Origin of the sequence: Nonomuraea sp. CA-141351, assembly GCF_050944675.1 — a bacterium.
GTDB lineage: Bacteria > Actinomycetota > Actinomycetes > Streptosporangiales > Streptosporangiaceae > Nonomuraea.
The window spans coordinates 12,146,767-12,163,403 of sequence record NZ_CP191982.1 but is presented as its reverse complement, the minus strand read 5'-3'; the positions used below and the strand labels follow the sequence as shown (position 1 = coordinate 12,163,403).

At 69.0% G+C, this 16,637-nt stretch carries 16 protein-coding genes and 1 pseudogene; 8 read left to right on the top strand and 9 right to left on the bottom strand.

Translation table 11 applies throughout. The annotated features are described in order from the left end of the window. Window positions 1-154: 154 nt before the first annotated feature. A complete protein-coding gene (locus ACQPWU_RS57240; RefSeq protein WP_433435474.1) occupies window positions 155-1,168 on the bottom strand; it encodes a LacI family DNA-binding transcriptional regulator in 1,014 nt (337 codons plus the stop codon). Window positions 1,169-1,768: 600 nt separating this feature from the next. Here ACQPWU_RS57240 and ACQPWU_RS57235 point away from each other — a divergent pair. The 4 genes from ACQPWU_RS57235 to ACQPWU_RS57220 all read left to right on the top strand — a co-directional run bounded on the left by ACQPWU_RS57235 (window position 1,769) and on the right by ACQPWU_RS57220 (window position 6,612). Next, window positions 1,769-2,446, top strand: a complete 678-nt coding sequence (locus ACQPWU_RS57235; RefSeq protein ID WP_433435473.1) for a hypothetical protein — start codon at window positions 1,769-1,771, stop codon at window positions 2,444-2,446. Window positions 2,447-2,525: 79 nt separating this feature from the next. Next, complete coding sequence (locus ACQPWU_RS57230) at window positions 2,526-3,902, top strand: DUF4331 domain-containing protein (RefSeq protein WP_433435472.1); 1,377 nt, start codon at window positions 2,526-2,528, stop codon at window positions 3,900-3,902. A gap of 62 nt (window positions 3,903-3,964) precedes the next feature. Beyond that, window positions 3,965-5,293, top strand: coding sequence for a tetratricopeptide repeat protein (locus ACQPWU_RS57225; RefSeq protein ID WP_433435471.1), 1,329 nt, complete (start codon window positions 3,965-3,967; stop codon window positions 5,291-5,293). Beyond that, entirely contained in the window at window positions 5,290-6,612 is a 1,323-nt protein-coding gene (locus tag ACQPWU_RS57220; protein ID WP_433435470.1) for a nickel/cobalt transporter, read from the top strand. Before ACQPWU_RS57225 ends, ACQPWU_RS57220 begins: the two co-directional genes overlap by 4 nt. 550 nt (window positions 6,613-7,162) lie before the next feature. Here the strand turns inward: ACQPWU_RS57220 and ACQPWU_RS57215 are convergent. Both ACQPWU_RS57215 and ACQPWU_RS57210 read right to left on the bottom strand, forming a co-directional pair. Next, window positions 7,163-7,569 (bottom strand): annotated as a pseudogene (locus tag ACQPWU_RS57215) (transposase); the annotation flags it as partial. Window positions 7,570-7,735: 166 nt separating this feature from the next. Then, window positions 7,736-8,320, bottom strand: coding sequence for a hypothetical protein (locus ACQPWU_RS57210; protein WP_433435469.1), 585 nt, complete (start codon window positions 8,318-8,320; stop codon window positions 7,736-7,738). Between the two features lie 90 nt (window positions 8,321-8,410). Here ACQPWU_RS57210 and ACQPWU_RS57205 point away from each other — a divergent pair, with 90 nt between their 5' ends. Beyond that, window positions 8,411-8,593: a hypothetical protein gene (locus ACQPWU_RS57205; RefSeq protein ID WP_433435468.1), complete on the top strand. Its 183-nt coding sequence runs from the start codon at window positions 8,411-8,413 to the stop codon at window positions 8,591-8,593. A gap of 273 nt (window positions 8,594-8,866) precedes the next feature. Further along, the gene (locus ACQPWU_RS57200; RefSeq protein WP_433435467.1) at window positions 8,867-9,100 is read left to right on the top strand and encodes a hypothetical protein; all 234 of its coding nucleotides are present in this window, start codon (window positions 8,867-8,869) and stop codon (window positions 9,098-9,100) included. A 718-nt stretch (window positions 9,101-9,818) separates the two neighbouring features. Here ACQPWU_RS57200 and ACQPWU_RS57195 read toward each other — a convergent pair. Then, window positions 9,819-10,190 (bottom strand): ArsR/SmtB family transcription factor, encoded by a 372-nt coding sequence (locus ACQPWU_RS57195; protein ID WP_433435466.1) that lies wholly within the window; start codon window positions 10,188-10,190, stop codon window positions 9,819-9,821. Window positions 10,191-10,359: 169 nt separating this feature from the next. Here ACQPWU_RS57195 and ACQPWU_RS57190 point away from each other — a divergent pair, with 169 nt between their 5' ends. Continuing rightward, window positions 10,360-11,256, top strand: a complete 897-nt coding sequence (locus tag ACQPWU_RS57190) for a quinone oxidoreductase family protein (RefSeq protein ID WP_433435465.1) — start codon at window positions 10,360-10,362, stop codon at window positions 11,254-11,256. Window positions 11,257-11,660: 404 nt separating this feature from the next. On the opposite strand, the gene ACQPWU_RS57185 is transcribed toward ACQPWU_RS57190, so the two are convergent. Next, on the bottom strand, window positions 11,661-12,560 hold the full coding sequence (locus ACQPWU_RS57185) for an aldo/keto reductase (protein WP_433435464.1): 900 nt from the start codon (window positions 12,558-12,560) through the stop codon (window positions 11,661-11,663). A gap of 61 nt (window positions 12,561-12,621) precedes the next feature. Here ACQPWU_RS57185 and ACQPWU_RS57180 point away from each other — a divergent pair, with 61 nt between their 5' ends. Then, the gene (locus ACQPWU_RS57180; protein WP_433435463.1) at window positions 12,622-13,656 is read left to right on the top strand and encodes a DUF5937 family protein; all 1,035 of its coding nucleotides are present in this window, start codon (window positions 12,622-12,624) and stop codon (window positions 13,654-13,656) included. A gap of 679 nt (window positions 13,657-14,335) precedes the next feature. Here the strand turns inward: ACQPWU_RS57180 and ACQPWU_RS57175 are convergent. The 4 genes from ACQPWU_RS57175 to ACQPWU_RS57160 form a co-directional block, all read right to left on the bottom strand. After that, window positions 14,336-14,911, bottom strand: a complete 576-nt coding sequence (locus tag ACQPWU_RS57175) for a DoxX family protein (protein WP_433435462.1) — start codon at window positions 14,909-14,911, stop codon at window positions 14,336-14,338. Window positions 14,912-15,051: 140 nt separating this feature from the next. Then, complete coding sequence (locus ACQPWU_RS57170; protein WP_433435461.1) at window positions 15,052-15,534, bottom strand: pyridoxamine 5'-phosphate oxidase family protein; 483 nt, start codon at window positions 15,532-15,534, stop codon at window positions 15,052-15,054. A gap of 49 nt (window positions 15,535-15,583) precedes the next feature. Beyond that, complete coding sequence (locus tag ACQPWU_RS57165) at window positions 15,584-16,201, bottom strand: glyoxalase (protein WP_433435460.1); 618 nt, start codon at window positions 16,199-16,201, stop codon at window positions 15,584-15,586. A gap of 13 nt (window positions 16,202-16,214) precedes the next feature. Further along, entirely contained in the window at window positions 16,215-16,550 is a 336-nt protein-coding gene (locus ACQPWU_RS57160) for a VOC family protein (protein ID WP_433435459.1), read from the bottom strand. Window positions 16,551-16,637: the final 87 nt, after the last annotated feature.

Genomic DNA, 16,637 nt, shown 5'->3' with positions numbered 1-16,637 from the left:
GCCAGACATATGGGGCGATTCAGCTATGAAAACGTTTATCAAGCGATGTGACAAGGGGACCACGGGAAATAGGCTGATAACGCTTTCAACACGAGAATGTCATGAAGGAACTTGACCACGCGTTCGCGCGGTTCCAGGGGTTCCTAGGCCGAGGTCAGCCGGCGGGTGGAGCGGTGCTCTTGCGCACGACCAGGCGCGGGGTCGACCGCGCCGCCGCGACCGGCACGCCGGCCAGCCTGCCGAGCAGGAAGTCGACCGCCATGCGCCCCAGTTCGGCGAAGTCCTCGCTCATCGTGGTCAGCGAAGGAGTCCAGATCTCGGCCAGCGGGTGGTCGTCGAAGCCGACGACGCTGACGTCCTCGGGGACCCGCGAACCCTCGTCCTGCAAGGCCTTGATCACGCCGAAGGCGACCTCGTCGTTGCCACACAGCACCGCGGTCACGTCGCCGCGCCTGGCCAGGCGCGCGCCGGCCTGGAGGCCCGAGCGCGGGGTCCCGTCACTCTCCACGATCTCCGGAACCGGGGCTCCCGCCGCCTCCAGCGCCTCCCGCCAGCCCAGCAGCCGCCCGCTCGGCCGGCCGGAGGCCGGTATCCCCACGTGGTGCACGGTGCGATGACCCAGTCCGAGCAGGTAGTTCGTCGCATCCCGCGCGCCGGCGTGGTCGTCGAACAGGGCCCGCGGGACGCTCCTGCCCTGCCCGGCGGAGGACACCGCCGCCACGGGGAGCGTGTCGGGCAATGCCGCCAGCGCCCGGCTGCCCTGGATATCGAACTCGAGCACGATCATCCCGGCGAGCGGCTGGTCGAGCGCGAGGTCCACGGCCACCCGCGCCGACTCCTCGTCGTCGCCGTCCAGCATCGTCAGGGCGACCACCAGGCCGACCGCGCGGGCGGCCTCCTCGATCCCCCGTATCGTGCTGGCATAACCGTACCGGGTGGTGTCGCTGGTCAGCACGCTGATGATGGAGCGCCGGCCAGTCACCAGGGCACGCGCCGCGGCGTTGGGGCGGTATCCCAGCTCCTGGATCGCGCGCAGGACCTGTCTGCGCTTATCGGCGCTCACCGGCGCGGACCCGCTCAGCACCCGAGACACCGTGGGGACGGACACGCCGGCGACCCTCGCCACGTCCGCGAGGACGGGAGGGCGGGTGTGCGGGCGGCGGGTCACACCGGTAAGCGTACATACCAGGAGGTGAAGGCTTAGACGAGCGGCTCCTGCGGCCGGATACGGCAGGCCGACCCGCTCACGGCGCCACCACCTTGGCCAGGGCGCCCATGCACGGCGCCAGCGCCTCGTGACGGGACACCCCGTCGGCCCGGCTGTGCATCCACGCGCCGTAGAGCAGCGACCAGAGCACGTGCTGCAACCAGAATGGGCGTTCTATAGAGTCCTCCGCCTCTGACAGGTACGCGAGCTGCGCGGCGCCCGCACGTGTACCTGCTCGTTGGCTGCGGACTCCCCGCCCGCCAGGTCGGAGACCGTGGCCATCACAGGGCAGCCGCGCTCCTTACTCTCTGCGCCTGCCGAAAATCTCATCCACGCAGGTCACGCCCCTGCGAAAGGCTTCGCGTGGCGGCGCGAGCTCCGGCCTGTGGGTGCCCGAGACTCGGCCGTTGGGGCTGGGGCCATTCCCGTTCTTGCGGGCAGGATCGCTTCGACCGAGCTGAGCATGATCTTTACACTTCGCGTTTGTTTGACTACTCTGAGTAAGCAAGCGCAGGTCAAGGAACTCCTGCGACTCCCTCTCCGACGAAAGGTCGAAACGGTATGCGTGTGGTTGCCCGCATCGCTCAACTCCTCGCAGTCGTCGCCGCCGCCTTCCTGGCAATGCCGGCCCTCTCCGCCGCGGCCGGCCCATTCCCCCCGCTATCAGGCCCGCCCATTCCCGGAAATTCGCCCTCCATCGACCCGCCCAGCGCCGAATGCTTCAAGTTCCCCTACTTCGGCCCCAAGGGCCACGCGAACTTCGACTTCGGCGACAAGATCGTCAGCCTGCTCACCGAGCGCGGCATTCAGGTGGAGGGCGTCGACCCCATGCAGGCCAAAGCGGGCAATGCTGGCATCTACATGCCCATCGGCTGGCAGCAGGACCACATCGACCCCTGCAAGGGCGTGTACTACCCCGGCGGCTTCACGCTGAACGACGTCCAGAGCGGGCACAAGGTCACCATCCATGACATCTACCTGCGCCCTGACGGCGCCCACGCCCAGGTCGAGCTCGACGGTCAGGAGCAGGGGGAGCAGCTGGTGGCGACGTACAAGCTGGAAGAGTTCGCTTGGAACGTCCCGACACCGCGTCCACTCGAAGGCGGCATCGGGCCGAAGTACTGGCCCTTCTACGTCAGCGCGTACCTCAGCCAGAAGGTCAGGGAACTCACCGGTATTCAGCTGGCCGAGGGCGACTATCTCGCCAACCTCGACGCGGTCGTCCAGTACGTGCCGTGACGCCCGTCCTCACCTGAGATCCACCGCCCGCGCCCGCGGTGAGACCCGCGGGCCGGGCGCCCCGCGAAACGAGGGACAGATGCACCACACCGGCAGCCAGAGCAGGAGAGCCTGGCTCCTCATCGCCGCCGTATCCACGGCCGTGCTGACGACTACCGCGCTACTCGGCCCCGCGATGCGGGCGGGCGAGGCGACCAGTCACTGGGACGCCCCGGCCACCTTCGCCGACAAGCAGATCGATGCCAGCGACCTGTACGCCTTCACCAGCCCGGAGAACCCGGACACGGTGACGATCATCGCCGACTACATCCCCTTCCAGATCCCGCACAAGCCGTATTACTTCGACACCAACACCCGTTACGAGGTGCACATCGACAACACGGGCACGGGCAGGCCCGCGATCACCTACCGGTGGACGTTCAAGACCAACAGCCCGCTGCCTGGCGTGCCTTCCTCCATCCGCAAGCGCACCCATCAGGCGGGCCCGGTCGACTCCCTGGTCGAGCAGAGCTACACGCTCACCAAGCTGCAGGAGGGCAAGCCCGCGCAGACCCTGGTCACCAACGGGTACGTGGCGCCCACCGACATGGGCCCCCTGGTCACGCCCGGCTACTCGCGGCTCCGCCAGAAGGCCGTACGCGACCTGCCCGGTGGCGGGAAGGTCTTCACCGGCACGGCCGCGGACCCGTTCTACTCCGACAACGACGCCGTGAACACGCTCAGGTTCGGCCTGCGGTTCTTCCCGATCAAGTCCGGCGTGCCGATGAACGTCAGTTCGCTGGCCCTCCAACTCCCCAAGTCGGAGCTGGCGCTCGGCGGCGACGCCTCGGCCAACCCTGTCGTCGGCATCTGGACCACGGCCTCGCGCAAGTCGCTCGGCTCCGACTACCGGCAGGTGTCGCGGCTCGGCAACCCGAACTACAACGAGGTCATCATTCCGCTCGTCGAACGCGACCGCTTCAACACCCTGCGGCCGCAGGACGACGAGAGCGGCGGGCTCGTCGGCCCGTCCACCCTGGACCCGCACCAGGCCAAGGTCGTCGCCGACCGGGTGAACGCCCAGGCGCCGCCCGCGCCGCGCAAGGACCTGGAGGAGATCTACCTCACCGGGCTCACCACCGAGCGTGACGGCCCGATCAAGGAGGACCTCAACTCCCACCTGCTCAACCGGGACGTCTCCGACATCCCGCGCGTGGAGGAGCTGCGGCTGAACATGAGCACGCCCCTGGCCGCCAAGCCCGACAAGTGGGGCATCCTCAAGGGCGACAAGCAAGGCTACCCCAACGGCCGCCGCCTCATCGACGACGTGGTCACCATCAACCTGCGTATGCTCCTGGGCGAGCCCGCGGGCAAGGGCAAACCCGACGTGGTCGATGAGAACAGCCCGGCCTTTCTGTGGAAGCCGATCTCCGGCAGCTTCCCCTACCTCGCGCTGCCCGTCACCGCCGCCCCCTAGGTCCCACCGGTGGACCCACGGAGTAGACCCATTGCGTAGCCCCACTGAGGACGTCCGATCAGATGACACGCGTACGACGATTCCTGCCCCTGCTCGGCTGCCTGCTACTGGGGTGCGCTCTGCTGGCCCTGTTCGCCCCCGGCGGGCTGTTGCGCCGGGACGACGGGCCGCCCCCACGCGTTGAGGAGCGGCCCGAGGGGTGGTCGCCGTACGAGCTGAGCGGATACATCGAGGACGCCCAGGAACACCTGCGCCATCACCCGGATGATGCGGCGACCTGGGCGAGCCTCGGCGGCGCCTACCTGGAGCAGGCGCGCCGCAGCGCCGATGTCACCTACTACGGCAAGGCGCAGGGCGCCTTCGAGCGTTCCCTGCGCCTGCCCGCGGACGATGGCGGGCCGAACATCGACGCCGTGATCGGGATGGGCGCCCTGGCCAACGCCAGGCACGACTTCGCCGGCGGGCTGCGCTGGGCCGAGCAGGCCCGCAAGGCGGCGCCATACCGGTGGGCACTCTACGGCGTGCTCACCGACGCCTACCTGGAACTCGGCGAGTACGAACGGGCCCAGAGCGCACTGCGCCGCATGCTCCAGGGGCGGCCTGACCTCGCCTCCTTCACCAGAGCCGCCCGCCTGGAACACCTGCACGGGCGCACCGGCCCCGCCCGCACAGCGCTGGAACGGGCACGTGAGATCGCCGGAGATCCCGCAGAGTACGCGTTCGTGCTGTGGCAACTCGGCGAGCTGGCCTGGAGCGGCGGCGACCCACGGGCCGCACTCGGCTTCTACGAGCAGGCGCTGGCCGCCGACCGCACGCACGCGCCCTCGCTGGCCGGCCGGGCCCGTGCCGAGGCCGCCCTCGGCCGCACCGAACAGGCGTTGCGCGGCTACACCGCCGCCGTCGCCCGCTCACCCTCGTTCGTCGTCGAGTACGGCGAACTTCTCGAACACCTCGGCGACCAGGCCGAGGCCAGACGGCAGTACACCGTGTTCAGGGGGCAGCTCAAGCTGCTGGCCGCCAACGGGATCAAGGACGACCTCGCATTCGGCCGGTTCGAAGCGGACCACGGCGACCCGGACACGGCCGTTCGGCACCTGCGGGCGGAATGGGCGCGGCGGCAGAGCGTGGAGGTGGCCGACGCGCTTGCCTGGGCCCTGCACCGCGCCGGCCACGACACCGAGGCCGCTGGGTACGCCACCCGCGCCGCCCGGCTCGGCGGCCGGGACGCGTTGTTCGCCTATCACCGCGGTGAGATCGAGCGGGCGCTGGGGCACGCCGGGGCTGCGCGGGCCTACCTGACTCAAGCGTTGTCCATCAACCCGCACTTCTCACCGTACGGCGCGGCCAGGGCACGGGCCGCGCTGGCCCAGTTGGAGAGTGACGCAACGTGATCGCGGCCGCCGCTCTGGCCGGGGTGGTGCTGGTCGCCCATCCGCTGGGCAACTTCAGCGTCAACCACTACGACGGGCTGACGGTGCGCCACGACAGGATCGAGGACGTCGCGATCGTCGACAGCGCCGAGATCCCGACGCTTCAGGAGCCGCTGATCGGCCCGGCAGACGTTCACGCGCGGCGAGCCTGCGAGGAACTGCGCGGCGACGTGGCCGGGCAGGCCGAGGGCCGGGCACTGGCGTGGCGGGTCGAGGAGGCGTCCTTCGTGTACCGGCCGGGCGCGGCGGGACTGCGTACCAGCAGACTCACCTGCCGCCTGAGCGCCCCGATCCGCGTGGACCGGCCGCTCACCCTCACCTTCGCCAACGCGCACCGGGTCGACGCAGTGGGCTGGCGGGAGATCACCGCGACCGGCTCAGGCGTGCGGCTGCGCGACTCCAGCGTGCCCTCGCGCAGCATGTCGGCTGAGCTGCGCGACTACCCGTCCGACCTGCTCAGCTCGCCGCCCGATGTCCGGCAGGCGCGGTTCACAGCGGAGCCGGGCAGCGGGGAGCGCGGGACGGCGGCGAGCGTTCCCGGCGTAGACGTGATCACCCGCTACACGGGGATGCTGGCCGACCGTCTCAACGCGGTGATCGGCGCGGAGCGGCTGACCATGCCGCTCGGACTGCTGGCCCTCCTGCTCTCACTGGTCCTCGGCGCCGTGCACGCCGCCATGCCCGGCCACGGCAAGACAGTCATGGCGGCCTACCTCGCCGGACGCGATGGCCGGCTGCGGGACGCCTGCACGGTCACGGCCACTGTGACGCTGACGCACACGGCGGGCGTGCTGGTCCTGGGCCTGCTCGTCACGATCGCCGCGTCGGTGGCCGGGGAAGTGGTGCTCGGCTGGCTCGGGGTGGTCAGCGGCCTGCTCATCGTCTTGATCGGCACCGCGCTCCTCCGCTCCGCCCTGCGCTCCAGGAAGGCCGGGCACGGGCACGGCCACGGCCACGGGCACGGCCACGGGCACGGGCATCGGGGAGTGGTGGCGCTAGGGGTCGCGGGCGGGCTGGTGCCCAGTCCGTCCGCGCTGGTGGTGCTGCTCGGCGCGATGGCGCTGGGACGTACGGCGTTCGGGGTCATGACCGTCGTGTGCTACGGCCTGGGCATGGCGGCGACGCTGCTGGCCACGGCGCTCGTGCTGCGCCGCTTCCGCGATCTCGCCCTCGCGGGGCGCCTGCGGCGGTTGCGGCCGTACACGGCGACGATGACCGCCGCGCTCGTCCTCTTGGTCGGTACAGGCGTCACCGTACGGGCAGTGGCCGCGCTCATCTGAACGACGGCGCTGCGGTTCTCTCAGCACTCATGCTTGAAGGCTGTTAATACTCCGTTCACGGTTGTGGGCTGCGGGTTCGTCCCGGCTTCCTGGTCGAAGTAGTGGTCAGTGTCGGGCATGCTCGAGGCTCGTGGCGCTCCGTCCCTTCTGTTTGATCTTCTGCCGCATCGTGGGCTGGCTGACAATGCTGGCTCGTGGCGACGCGTCCAAGACCTTGGAGATCCTCGTACTGCGGCATGAGGTAGCAGTGCTGCGCCGTCAGGTGGGCCGTCCGAGGCTGTCGTGGGCGGATCGAGCGGTGCTGGCCGCGCTGGCTCGGGGACTGCCGGCGGCGCTGCGTGCCCACCGACTGGTGATGCCGGGGACGCTGCTGCGCCGGCACCGGCGTCTGATCGCGCGTCACTGGACCTACCCGGACCGGGGGATGGGACGGCCTGCGACCGATCCGGCGGTCGTGACGTTGATTCAGAGGCTGGCGCGGGAGAATCCGCGCTGCGGTTACGAGCGTATCCGGGGCGAACTGCGGCATCTGGGCTATCAGGTGAGCAGTGCGACGATCCGCCGCATCCTGGTCGGCCTTCTCCTGAATGACCGCCTTAATCCGGCGCCGGCGCAGGTAGGCGCGGGGCCACGGGAAGAGTACGCCTTATCGGCGGCTACCGCGCCCGGCCTGGTGCGCGGACGGTCGATCGGCAGGCGGATCTTGATACGCTCCAGCACGGCGCGAAACCGCGGGCTGCCTCCGGCTTGGGCCGGGAGTCAGGACGAAGGACAGCGGACGGCATCGACGGTCGGCCGACCGGTGTACCTTGCTGGTCAGCCCGCCCCGCGAGCTGTCCAGCCCGGCCGCCGTCAGCCGGAACCGGCGCCGGCGGCGTGGTGATGGGCGCGGGCTGTGGTGGAGTCCACGCTGACCAGGTCGAGGTCGGCCTGCCCACGAGCCGCAGCGTCGGCGATTGCCGCAGGTTCGGGATCGGGCCTCGCTCACCCAACGGCGATCAAGGACCATTCCTTGTCGCTGAGGTCTCCACGGGGCCATGCCGGATGGCCTACCAGGATCGCAGACCGCACCGCAGGAGATTCCACTGATCTCAACTCCGGATAGGCTCTGGTGGCCCCTGTTTTAGTCCTCCAAGGCGTCGAGCACTTGCTGATAGCTCGTCTTGCCGGTGTTCTTGGCGGGAATCTGCCAGCGGATCGGCGTGCCGTTCCTGGTGGCCCACTCCAGGGTGCCGCCCGCCCGGGGCAGGTCAAACGTCTTGATAACCACGTCGGGGTGTCCAGGCTTCACGTTCATCACGCCCTCATTGACGCGGCCGGCCCAGGGGGCGCTCATCACGTTCCCCGAGTTGGTGTCGAACGTGCGGGCGCCGGACTTGACCCGCCACATATTGCCGCTGATCGGGTCTGGCATCCGGTCAGCCTTGAACAGAGCGGTGACGCGGATGGCCACGGCGACGAACCACTTCTGCTTGGGCTTGATCGAGGCGTCGGCCGACGGCCGGTAGTAGTAGACGCCGAGCGGGGCGACTCGCAGCGGGCGGCCCCATTCTCCGCTGACGCGCGCGGACTGGCCGAACCGCAGCAGCTTCGGCGCAGCCATCGTTGCGGCCGCCGACGCGGCGTTGGCAGGAGCCTGGACGGCGGTGACCGTTACGGCGGAGAGTAACCCGGCTACGGGCAAGGCGGCAAGACAGTGCAGTCGCACAAAGCCTCCAGATACGGATCGTTCTATCCCCAACCTTGATCACCCTAGCGGTGCCGCCCGCGATGTAAGACGCCGGAGCGTCGTGATCACATGGAGTGGTTCAGAGGGGTCAAGTCCTCGTCGACGCCCAGCGTGATGGTGGACGGCTCGCCGATCGAGCTCGCCCGGCGGCTTAACAACTTGCTGGACAACGCCGAACGGCACGCCACCTCCGCCGTCACCGTCACCCTGACGCTGGGATGCTGGCGTCGCGGTGCTGGGGGTGCTCCATGACGGCGAAGGCATCGCCCCCGAGCAGCGGGAGGCCATCTTCCAGCGGTTCACGCGCCTGGAGGCCTCCCGCGCGCGACCCGGGTGGCACCGGGCTCGGGCTGCAGATCGCCCAAGCCCGCGGCGGCACCCTGACCGCGTAGGGCAGCCCCTGCGGGGCCCGATTTGTGCTGCGCAGCCCGCCCGCCCGCACCACCTGCCGGCCGCTGCCGGGATGAGCGGACCTGAGCGCAGCGCCGGTCAACGCCAGCCCAGGAACGAGGCGCAAGTACGGAGGTGGCCGAGCTGATCGACACCGGTCGGCGCGGTCACCCCACCCCGGACCTGCGGGCCCGCGCCCAAGCCAAGATCGCCGAGGTGAATGCGAAGATCGACGACCTGACCACCATCTGTCGCGCGCTCGATGCGGTGGTGTCGGCTGGCTGCGACAGCCTGACCCACTGCACCTGTCCCGACTGCCCCTCGCCCTTCGCCGACCTGGCCGAAGGCCGCGCTCCCGAGGAGAACTGACCGCCGTGAGCACCCACCACGACCACCGCACCCCCGCCAGCACATCCACAGGGCCCGTCCCGGTGACCTCTGTCCGCTCACGGCCAGGCGCCGAGCGAGACACCGACGGCCACTTTCAAGCGGCCCTCCACTCGTGACAGCGGCGCTCCGACGGCGGCCTGTGGCTGCGGGCCCACGTGGTACCTCCTACGATGCGCAGCCGGCGTTCGACGGTGCGTTTGAGCAACTCGACCTCAAAGCGGTTGTGCGTGAGGGGGCCCGTCCGCCCGCGCGGCCGCCGCGGCCCACAGGGCGTCCGAGGGCCGCGCGCCGGTGAGCCGCCGCTCGACCGCGGGCAGCCTCCACGGCACCGTGCCCACGCCCCCCCGACGGCGATCTTCGCCTGGCGGATCACTCCGCCGCGTACGTGCAGGGCGACGCCCGCGGAGGTGAGCGCGAACTCATACGACTGCCGGTCGCGGACCTTCAGATAGCCCGACTTCAGCGGGCGCGGATGCGCCGGAATCTCCACAGCCGTGATCAGCTCGCCGGGGGGCGCAGAGCCTGCTCACGGTCGGGGGTGTCTCGGGGCTGAAGGCGAAAGGCACGCTGCGCTGCCCGTCCGGCCCCAGCGCCGCCAAGGCCACGGCGAGGTCGGAGGGGTGGGTGGCCACGGAGGCATCGGAGGTGCCGAGGATGGCGTGGGTGCGGTTGTAGCCGTGCAGGGCGGCGCTGCCGATCAATGGTCGGTGATCAGGGCGTCCAGGGCCGCGGCTTGTGCGGCCTGCCGGTCGTAGGCGTTGACGATGGCGTCCAGGAGGCCGGGAAAGCGGGCGTCGAGATCGTCCATGCGCAGTGTCGTCCAACGGCGGTTGCCTTCCTCGCGCTGGCGGATGATCCCGGCTTCGCGGAGCACCCGAAAGTGGTGGGTGAGTGTGGACGGCGCGACGTCCACCGGGAAGGTGCCGCAGGCCCGCTCGGGGGCGGCGCGCAGGGTCTGCACGATGGTCATACGCGTCGGATCGGCCAGCGCGTGCAGAACGTCGAGTACGTCCAACTCTTCGGTGCCCGGGTGGACCAGCATGGGGCGGCGGCGGTGCATGCGGGGCATCTCACGTCTTTCTATTTCGACAAGCAGCGTACAAGCATGATACGACGTTCGTCGTACGACGAACGTAGAAAGGGAAACCATGCGTGCCTTGGTGATGACCGCGCCATCAGAGGGGTCGGATCGCACAGAGATCAGGGAGATTGTCGAACCACGTCCCGGCGACGGAGAGGTGAGTATCGATGTCACCTACGCCGGAGTGAACTTCATGGACGTGATGGCGCGCCGCGGCGATCCCGGCTACGCCTCGTCCTGGCCGTACGTGCCCGGACTCGAGGTGGCCGGAACCGTACGGGAGCTCGGCGCCGGTGTGAGCGGGCTGGCCGTGGGGCAGCGGGTGGTGGCGTTCACAGCGGGAGGCGGCTTCGCCGAGGTGGCGATCGCGCGGGCAGCGCTCACCGTACCGGTGCCGGATGAGATCCCGTTGCTGACGGCGGCGGGCACGCCGATGGTGTTCTCCACCGCGCTGCTGTTGCTGACCGACGCTGCCAGGCTCGCCTCGGCAGAGAGCGTTCTGGTGCACTCGGCCGGCGGTGGTGTGGGAAGCGCCCTGGCGCAGTTGGTGCCGGTGCTGGGCGGCAGTCTGCTCATCGGGACCGTCGGCCGGCCGGACAAGGTCGACGCTGCACGGCAGAGCGGTTATGACATCGCATTCGCTCGCGGCGCTGATCTGGTCGACTTGGTACATGCCGCCACCGAAGGGAACGGCGTCGACGTCGTCCTGGACCCCCTGGGCACCAGCCTGGTCGATGTTGACCTGGCGATCACGGCGCCGGGAGGGCGGATCGTCCTGTTCGGCAACGCCGGAGGCGGGCAGCCCGCTCCGCTGCCACCCCTCGGAAAGCTCATCGGCGGCAACGTGGCGATCGGCGGCTTCAGCATCACCAGCCTGAGCAGATCCGCTCCAGAACGGGTCGCTGCGGCTCTACGCCGCGTCCTGGACCTGATCAGCGCAGGCCGGCTGGATGTCGCGGTCACGGACATCGGCTCGCTGACCGACGTGCCCGCCATGCACCAGTTGCTCGCGGACGGCAGCGGCAGCGGCAAATACGTGGCGCGTATTGCCTAATCATCACGCCGGGGCCCGCGCCTTCCGGCAACTCCCGGGCGGCGACAGGCAGCGCCTCTCGGCTGCGCGTACCGCCCGGAAAGCCGGCATGGGATGTGGGCTTCTCCACGTTACGTGGAGAAGCCCACACCCCAGAGCCGGTGACCGCCCTCCTGCGGGCGCCGATCTGGTCTCACTTGGCCGGGCGTTCCTGGCCAACCCCGACCTGGTCGAACGGTTCCGTCGCGGCGCGCCGCTCAACCCGGTTCGCGCAGAACCTTGGTACGAGCTCGGATACACCGATTATCCGGTGCCGGTCACCGCCCGGGAAGGGCGCGGTCCGGTCATGGTCTGATCAGACGCGCGGCTCGCCACGCCCTGGACTGTGCCGACCACCAGCTCGCCTCGGATCGTTTCCGGTCGGGTCACACCGTCTGCCGGTGAAAGCGGTCCAGCAAGGCGAGTTCCTCGGCCGACAGGCGCAGCGCGCCCGCGGCCACGTTCGCGGCCACGTGGTCGGGATCGCTGGTGCCGGGTATGGCCAGAACGTGCGGCCCTTGGTGCAGGGTCCACGCGAGCCGGATCTGCGCCGCGCTCGCCCCGTGTGACCGCGCGACGGCCAGGATCTCCTTGCGGTCGGCACCCTGCGCGCCCCTTGTGCGCCCGGTGGCGGCGATCGAATAGAACGGCACGAAGGCGATCCCCTGCTCCCCGCAGGCGCGGACGAACTCCTCCTGGTCGGGGCGGACTCCGAGACCGTACATGTTCTGCACACAGACCACCGGGGCGATGGCTTGGGCCTCGGCAAGGTGGCCAGGGGTGACGTTGGACAGGCCTAGATGCCGGATAAGTCCGGCCTGGCGGAGCTCGGCCAGCACGCCGAACCGCTCAGCGATCGAGTCAGTGCCCACGATGCGCAGATTGACCAGGTCCAGGTGGTCGCGGCCGAGCTGGCGCAGGTTCTCCTCGACCTGTCCGCGCAGCTCGCCGGCGGCGGCGTGAGGGAGCCAGTGGCCCGCCGGGTTGCGGCCCGGCCCGACCTTGGTGGCGATGACCAGGCCGTCCGGATAGGGGGAGAGGGCCCGGTTGATCAGCTCGTTGGCCGAACGCGAGGGAGAGAAGTAGAACGCTGCGGTGTCGATGTGGTTCACGCCCAGCTCGACCGCGCGGCGCAACACGGCGATCGCCTGGTCGCGGTCGAGCGGCACCGCGTCCGGCACCAGCGCCTCGCCATGTTGGGGGAGTCGCATAGCGCCGAAGCCGATGCGGTTGATGTCGAGGGCGCCGAGTTTCCAGGTGCCCGCTGCCGCGGCTGTGATCGTCATGACGGGAATGATGGGCACGCTGTAGGGTGACCGCCATTGATTCAGACATAGGTGAATGGTCATGGCGGAGCTGCGATTCTCGGTGGGCGACCTGGCACAGACGCGCTTCGCCGTCTCGCCCATGTGGGAGGTCGGGACCAGCTTCCGGCTCCTGGCCTCCGGCAGCGCCCATCCGGTGCATCGCTCCTGGATCGAGCAGGTACGGCCGCGGTTGGCGGCCGCCGGGCTGGAGACGGGCTGGCTCGCCGAGCTGGTCGGGCCCGCCGGGTACGTCCCCGACTTCCTCAACCCGGCGCCGACCGAGCCGGCCCCCACTCTGGCGGCCGAGCTGGTCCAGGTCCTGGCCGCTCCCGCCGTCGAGGTCCGCCGCGATCTGGACCGCCTGGCCGGCGAGCGCGGTCTCGGCCCTCGACTGCGCGCCCTGCGCGCCGAGCCGCAGTCCCGCCTGCCGCGGCTGGCGGAGGAGATCCAGACCTACTGGGAGCTGGCCCTGGCTCCCTACTGGGTACGGATCCGGGCCGTGCTCGACGCCGAGGTGTTCCACCGCGCCCGCCAGGTCGCCGAGTACGGCGTGGCCCACGTTCTCAACGACCTGCACACCTCGGTGAAGTGGGACGAGGACACGTTGCGGCTACTGCTGCGGCGCGCGCTGACCCGCGAGACGGCGGGTGGAGGGCTCCTGCTGATCCCCTCGGCCTTCACCGGGCCGGGCCTGTTCACCCGCGTCACGCCGCCGGATCCGCCACAGCTGGCCTATCCGGCACGCGGCATCGGTGCGCTGTGGGAGCCCCGCTCCGCCGCCGGGACCGCCGCCCTGACCGCCGTACTCGGCCGCTCGCGAACCCGGCTGCTGAGCGAGCTGGACGCCCCCGCCTCCACCACCGAGCTGGCCGAGCGCACCGGGCTCTCTCCCGCGGGAGTGTCTCAGCACCTCACCGCGATGCGCGACGCGGGCCTGGTCAGCGCTCATCGGGCCGGCCGCTCAGTGCTCTACGCCCGCACTGCCGCTGCCGAAACTCTCCTCGCGGCATCCGGCGGCCGGGCCACAGCCCCAGCTCTCCTGCGTGATCGCGTGAGGGTCGAAGACGGTGCGTGACGACTCAGGCGGCGCCAGGGCCGACGCTGGGCGGTCGATCCGGCGATAGAAGAATACGCCGGCTCGCAGCCTACGGGGGCAAGAGGAGAGCAAGGTTCGGCGAATTCAACTCGAGAACAATTGCTTTACCCCACTCGCCCGACGAGCCCATGACCGACTCCTCGAATTTAGCTCAAGTAAACCCGATATGTATCCATATGTCCGAGATGTGGTTGCGATGTAGCCGCCTCGGCGAGTATTGATGCGAAGCGGTTTCCGACACAAATGTCAAGGAGGTGCGGAATGACGCCGGATGTCATTTCTTCCGTGATCGGTGACCTGGTCGCGACCATGGAGGTCTGCGAAGGGCGCCTGCTGGAGCTCGTCGTCCATTTCGTGTGAGACAGGGACCGCCCCGAGTCATCGGGGCGGTCACGCCTTTACCGCGACGAGATGACCAAGGAGACGGCATGCCTGCAGATAAGGACGTTCGACCTTTCTTCGACCTCACTCCATCGGACCTGGCCCGGCTGATGAAGCGTCTGCCCATGGCGCGGATCACCGATCTCGGAGCCTTTCGCGACCACAGTCTGCTCCAGGAGACGGTGAACAGTGTTCGCGAGAGCGTGCACAGTCCGTTTCCCGAGCCCGCCCGCCGAACCCGGCGTGGTCCTCTCAAAGTACGGGGCAGTCGGCGTGATCAGAATTGGACGTTGGTCATCGTGTACCACGTCGGAGCGAATACCAGCAGGGCCATGGCACCGAGGACCGCGAACGACTTCAGTGCGCGCGAGGTGGTGATGATCGCAGGTGCGACAGGCCTCAGCTTCGATCGTCCTACCGCGATGAACGCCGTGACGCCTCCCAGCAAGAGATTCGCGGGCACCAATTCGTATTCGCTGCGCATGACATGAAAACTGGCCGCGAGGATCATCGTCAGCGTCAGGCCAGTGGCGGCGAGCGGCGTCAGCTTCGGCTTGACTCCCGTCATCGCCGGCAGGATCAGGCCGACGCCGCCGAGTACCTCGCAGACCCCGATGAAGACGATCAGGGGCTGCGGCACCGCGGCGTACCAAGCCACGGCCCGGGGCGCTGCCGCATACAGAACTCCGTCGTACAACAGCACCTTGCCGAAACCGCTGCCGGCAAAGAAGAAGCCGAACAACACTTGAAGTGGCCATAGTGCGCCGTTGAGCGTGAACCTCGTTCCGCGCCCTTTGGGCTGCTGTTCGATGTCCTTAACGCTGATTGGATTCTCGCTGACTTGCGGGTTCATGTCCTGTCACTACCTTCCGGATCGGGTTGGCTGAATTCTGTTTGTTCCTTCGTCAGCAACAGCCACCACGACGTGCTGTATGAGCGGCGGCCTCTTCGGTGATTTCCGGAACCGAGGCTGTTCGGGCATCGGGGGTTCTCTCATCCTGGCGCTGCGGCACCGATGAGCCACGTGCCGTCCGTCATCAGGTCGCGGCCGACGAGCTCATTTGCCTCGCGCCAGGCTTGTACCTGGAGCGGGGCCATGCGGAAGTAGAGGTAGCCACCGCGTTGTTCTCGGGGGTCGAAGCCGGTCTTGGCAGCGAAGGTGTCGCCGACCTCGTCCGGGATCTCCGCCGCGGGGATCGTCTCGCGTAGTACGGCATGGATGAGGACGACGTCGCGCGTGTGGCCGAACGCGATCTTGATCGTGCCGGTCGCTTCCAGGAACCGCGCCGTGGGGTTGGTCCCGGCCGTGGAGATGAGCAGGGCCTGGCCGTCCCAGAGGAACGACAGCGGCATGAGGTAGGGCGAGCCGGCCGGGTCGGCGGTGGCGAACCAGGCGTCGACGTCGTGTTCGAGCCGGCCCAGGGTGTCGCGGATCCGCTGGTCGCGGGGGCGGGCCGGAGGCAGGGTCGCGCTCATGCTCATCATCTCCATGGCCAAGGAAGGGAGTGGCCGGACGGTGGTGGGTTCATCGGGCAGAGAGGGAGGTGGCCTCCCACGTGAACCCGTCCGGGTCGACAAGGGGGTCGGCGTCGGCGTTGATGATGAGCCGGTGTGAGCCGGTTCCCTCGATGGAGACGCCGGCGTCCTTGGCGGCGGCCCGGCGGCTGTAGAGGGCAAGCCTGACGGGCGCGGTGGCGAACTCGACGTACTTGCGGCCGAAGCTCTTGGTCACCGACAGGCCGCGCTCGACGTAGAAGCGCTTGGTCACGGCGACGTCCTCGACGCCCAGCAGCAGGACGATGTCGTCGATGTCCCGGGTGGCCGGGCCGGTGTCCTTCTTCGACGACGATGCGATCTTCCAGAGCGTGCCGTACGGATCACGCAGGACACCGCCATAACCCCAGAAGCTCTTCGTGGGTGGCTTCAGGCTGGTCGCACCGTTCTGCAGAGCGGTGCCGAAGAGGCTGTCCACAGTGCTCGGCTGGGACACCACCAGCGACATGAGGTACCCGCGGAAGCCGGTCGTGGGCGGCTGTGAGGCGCGGGTGAGTACGTGAGCTCCCACGCCGAAAGCGGTGGCGTAGAAGTCATCGGCGGCCGTGGGGTCAGGGACTTCGAACGTGACAGAGTGAATGGTTGTCATCGCGGTTTCCTTCTTATCGGTCCTGAATGAGGCCGAGGACATTGCCATCGGGGTCGGTGAAGGTGGCCACCGAGCGGCCGCCGCCGACGTCGTGCGCTTCCTCCTGCACCGTTGCCCCTGCGGCGGTCACCTCGGCGAGCTTCGCCTCGATGTCCGGCACGTGCCAGTAGGCCACCGGGGCGGTCATGCCTTGTGGTCCACCGTTCGGCACCAACCCGATGTGCTGACCATCGGCCTCGAAGCCGACGTAGTAAGGCGAGTCGTTCTCCGGTTGCACACCGAGCAGGGCCGCGTAGACCTCCTTGGCCTTGGTCAGGTCGGACACGGGGTGCAGCACTGTCTTGATCATGATTGCTCCTGTAGGCGCGATCTGTTGTGCTCCTAGCTTCTGTCCCGGCCTGGTCGGTGAGCATCCGTGGCGACCACGGAACCGACC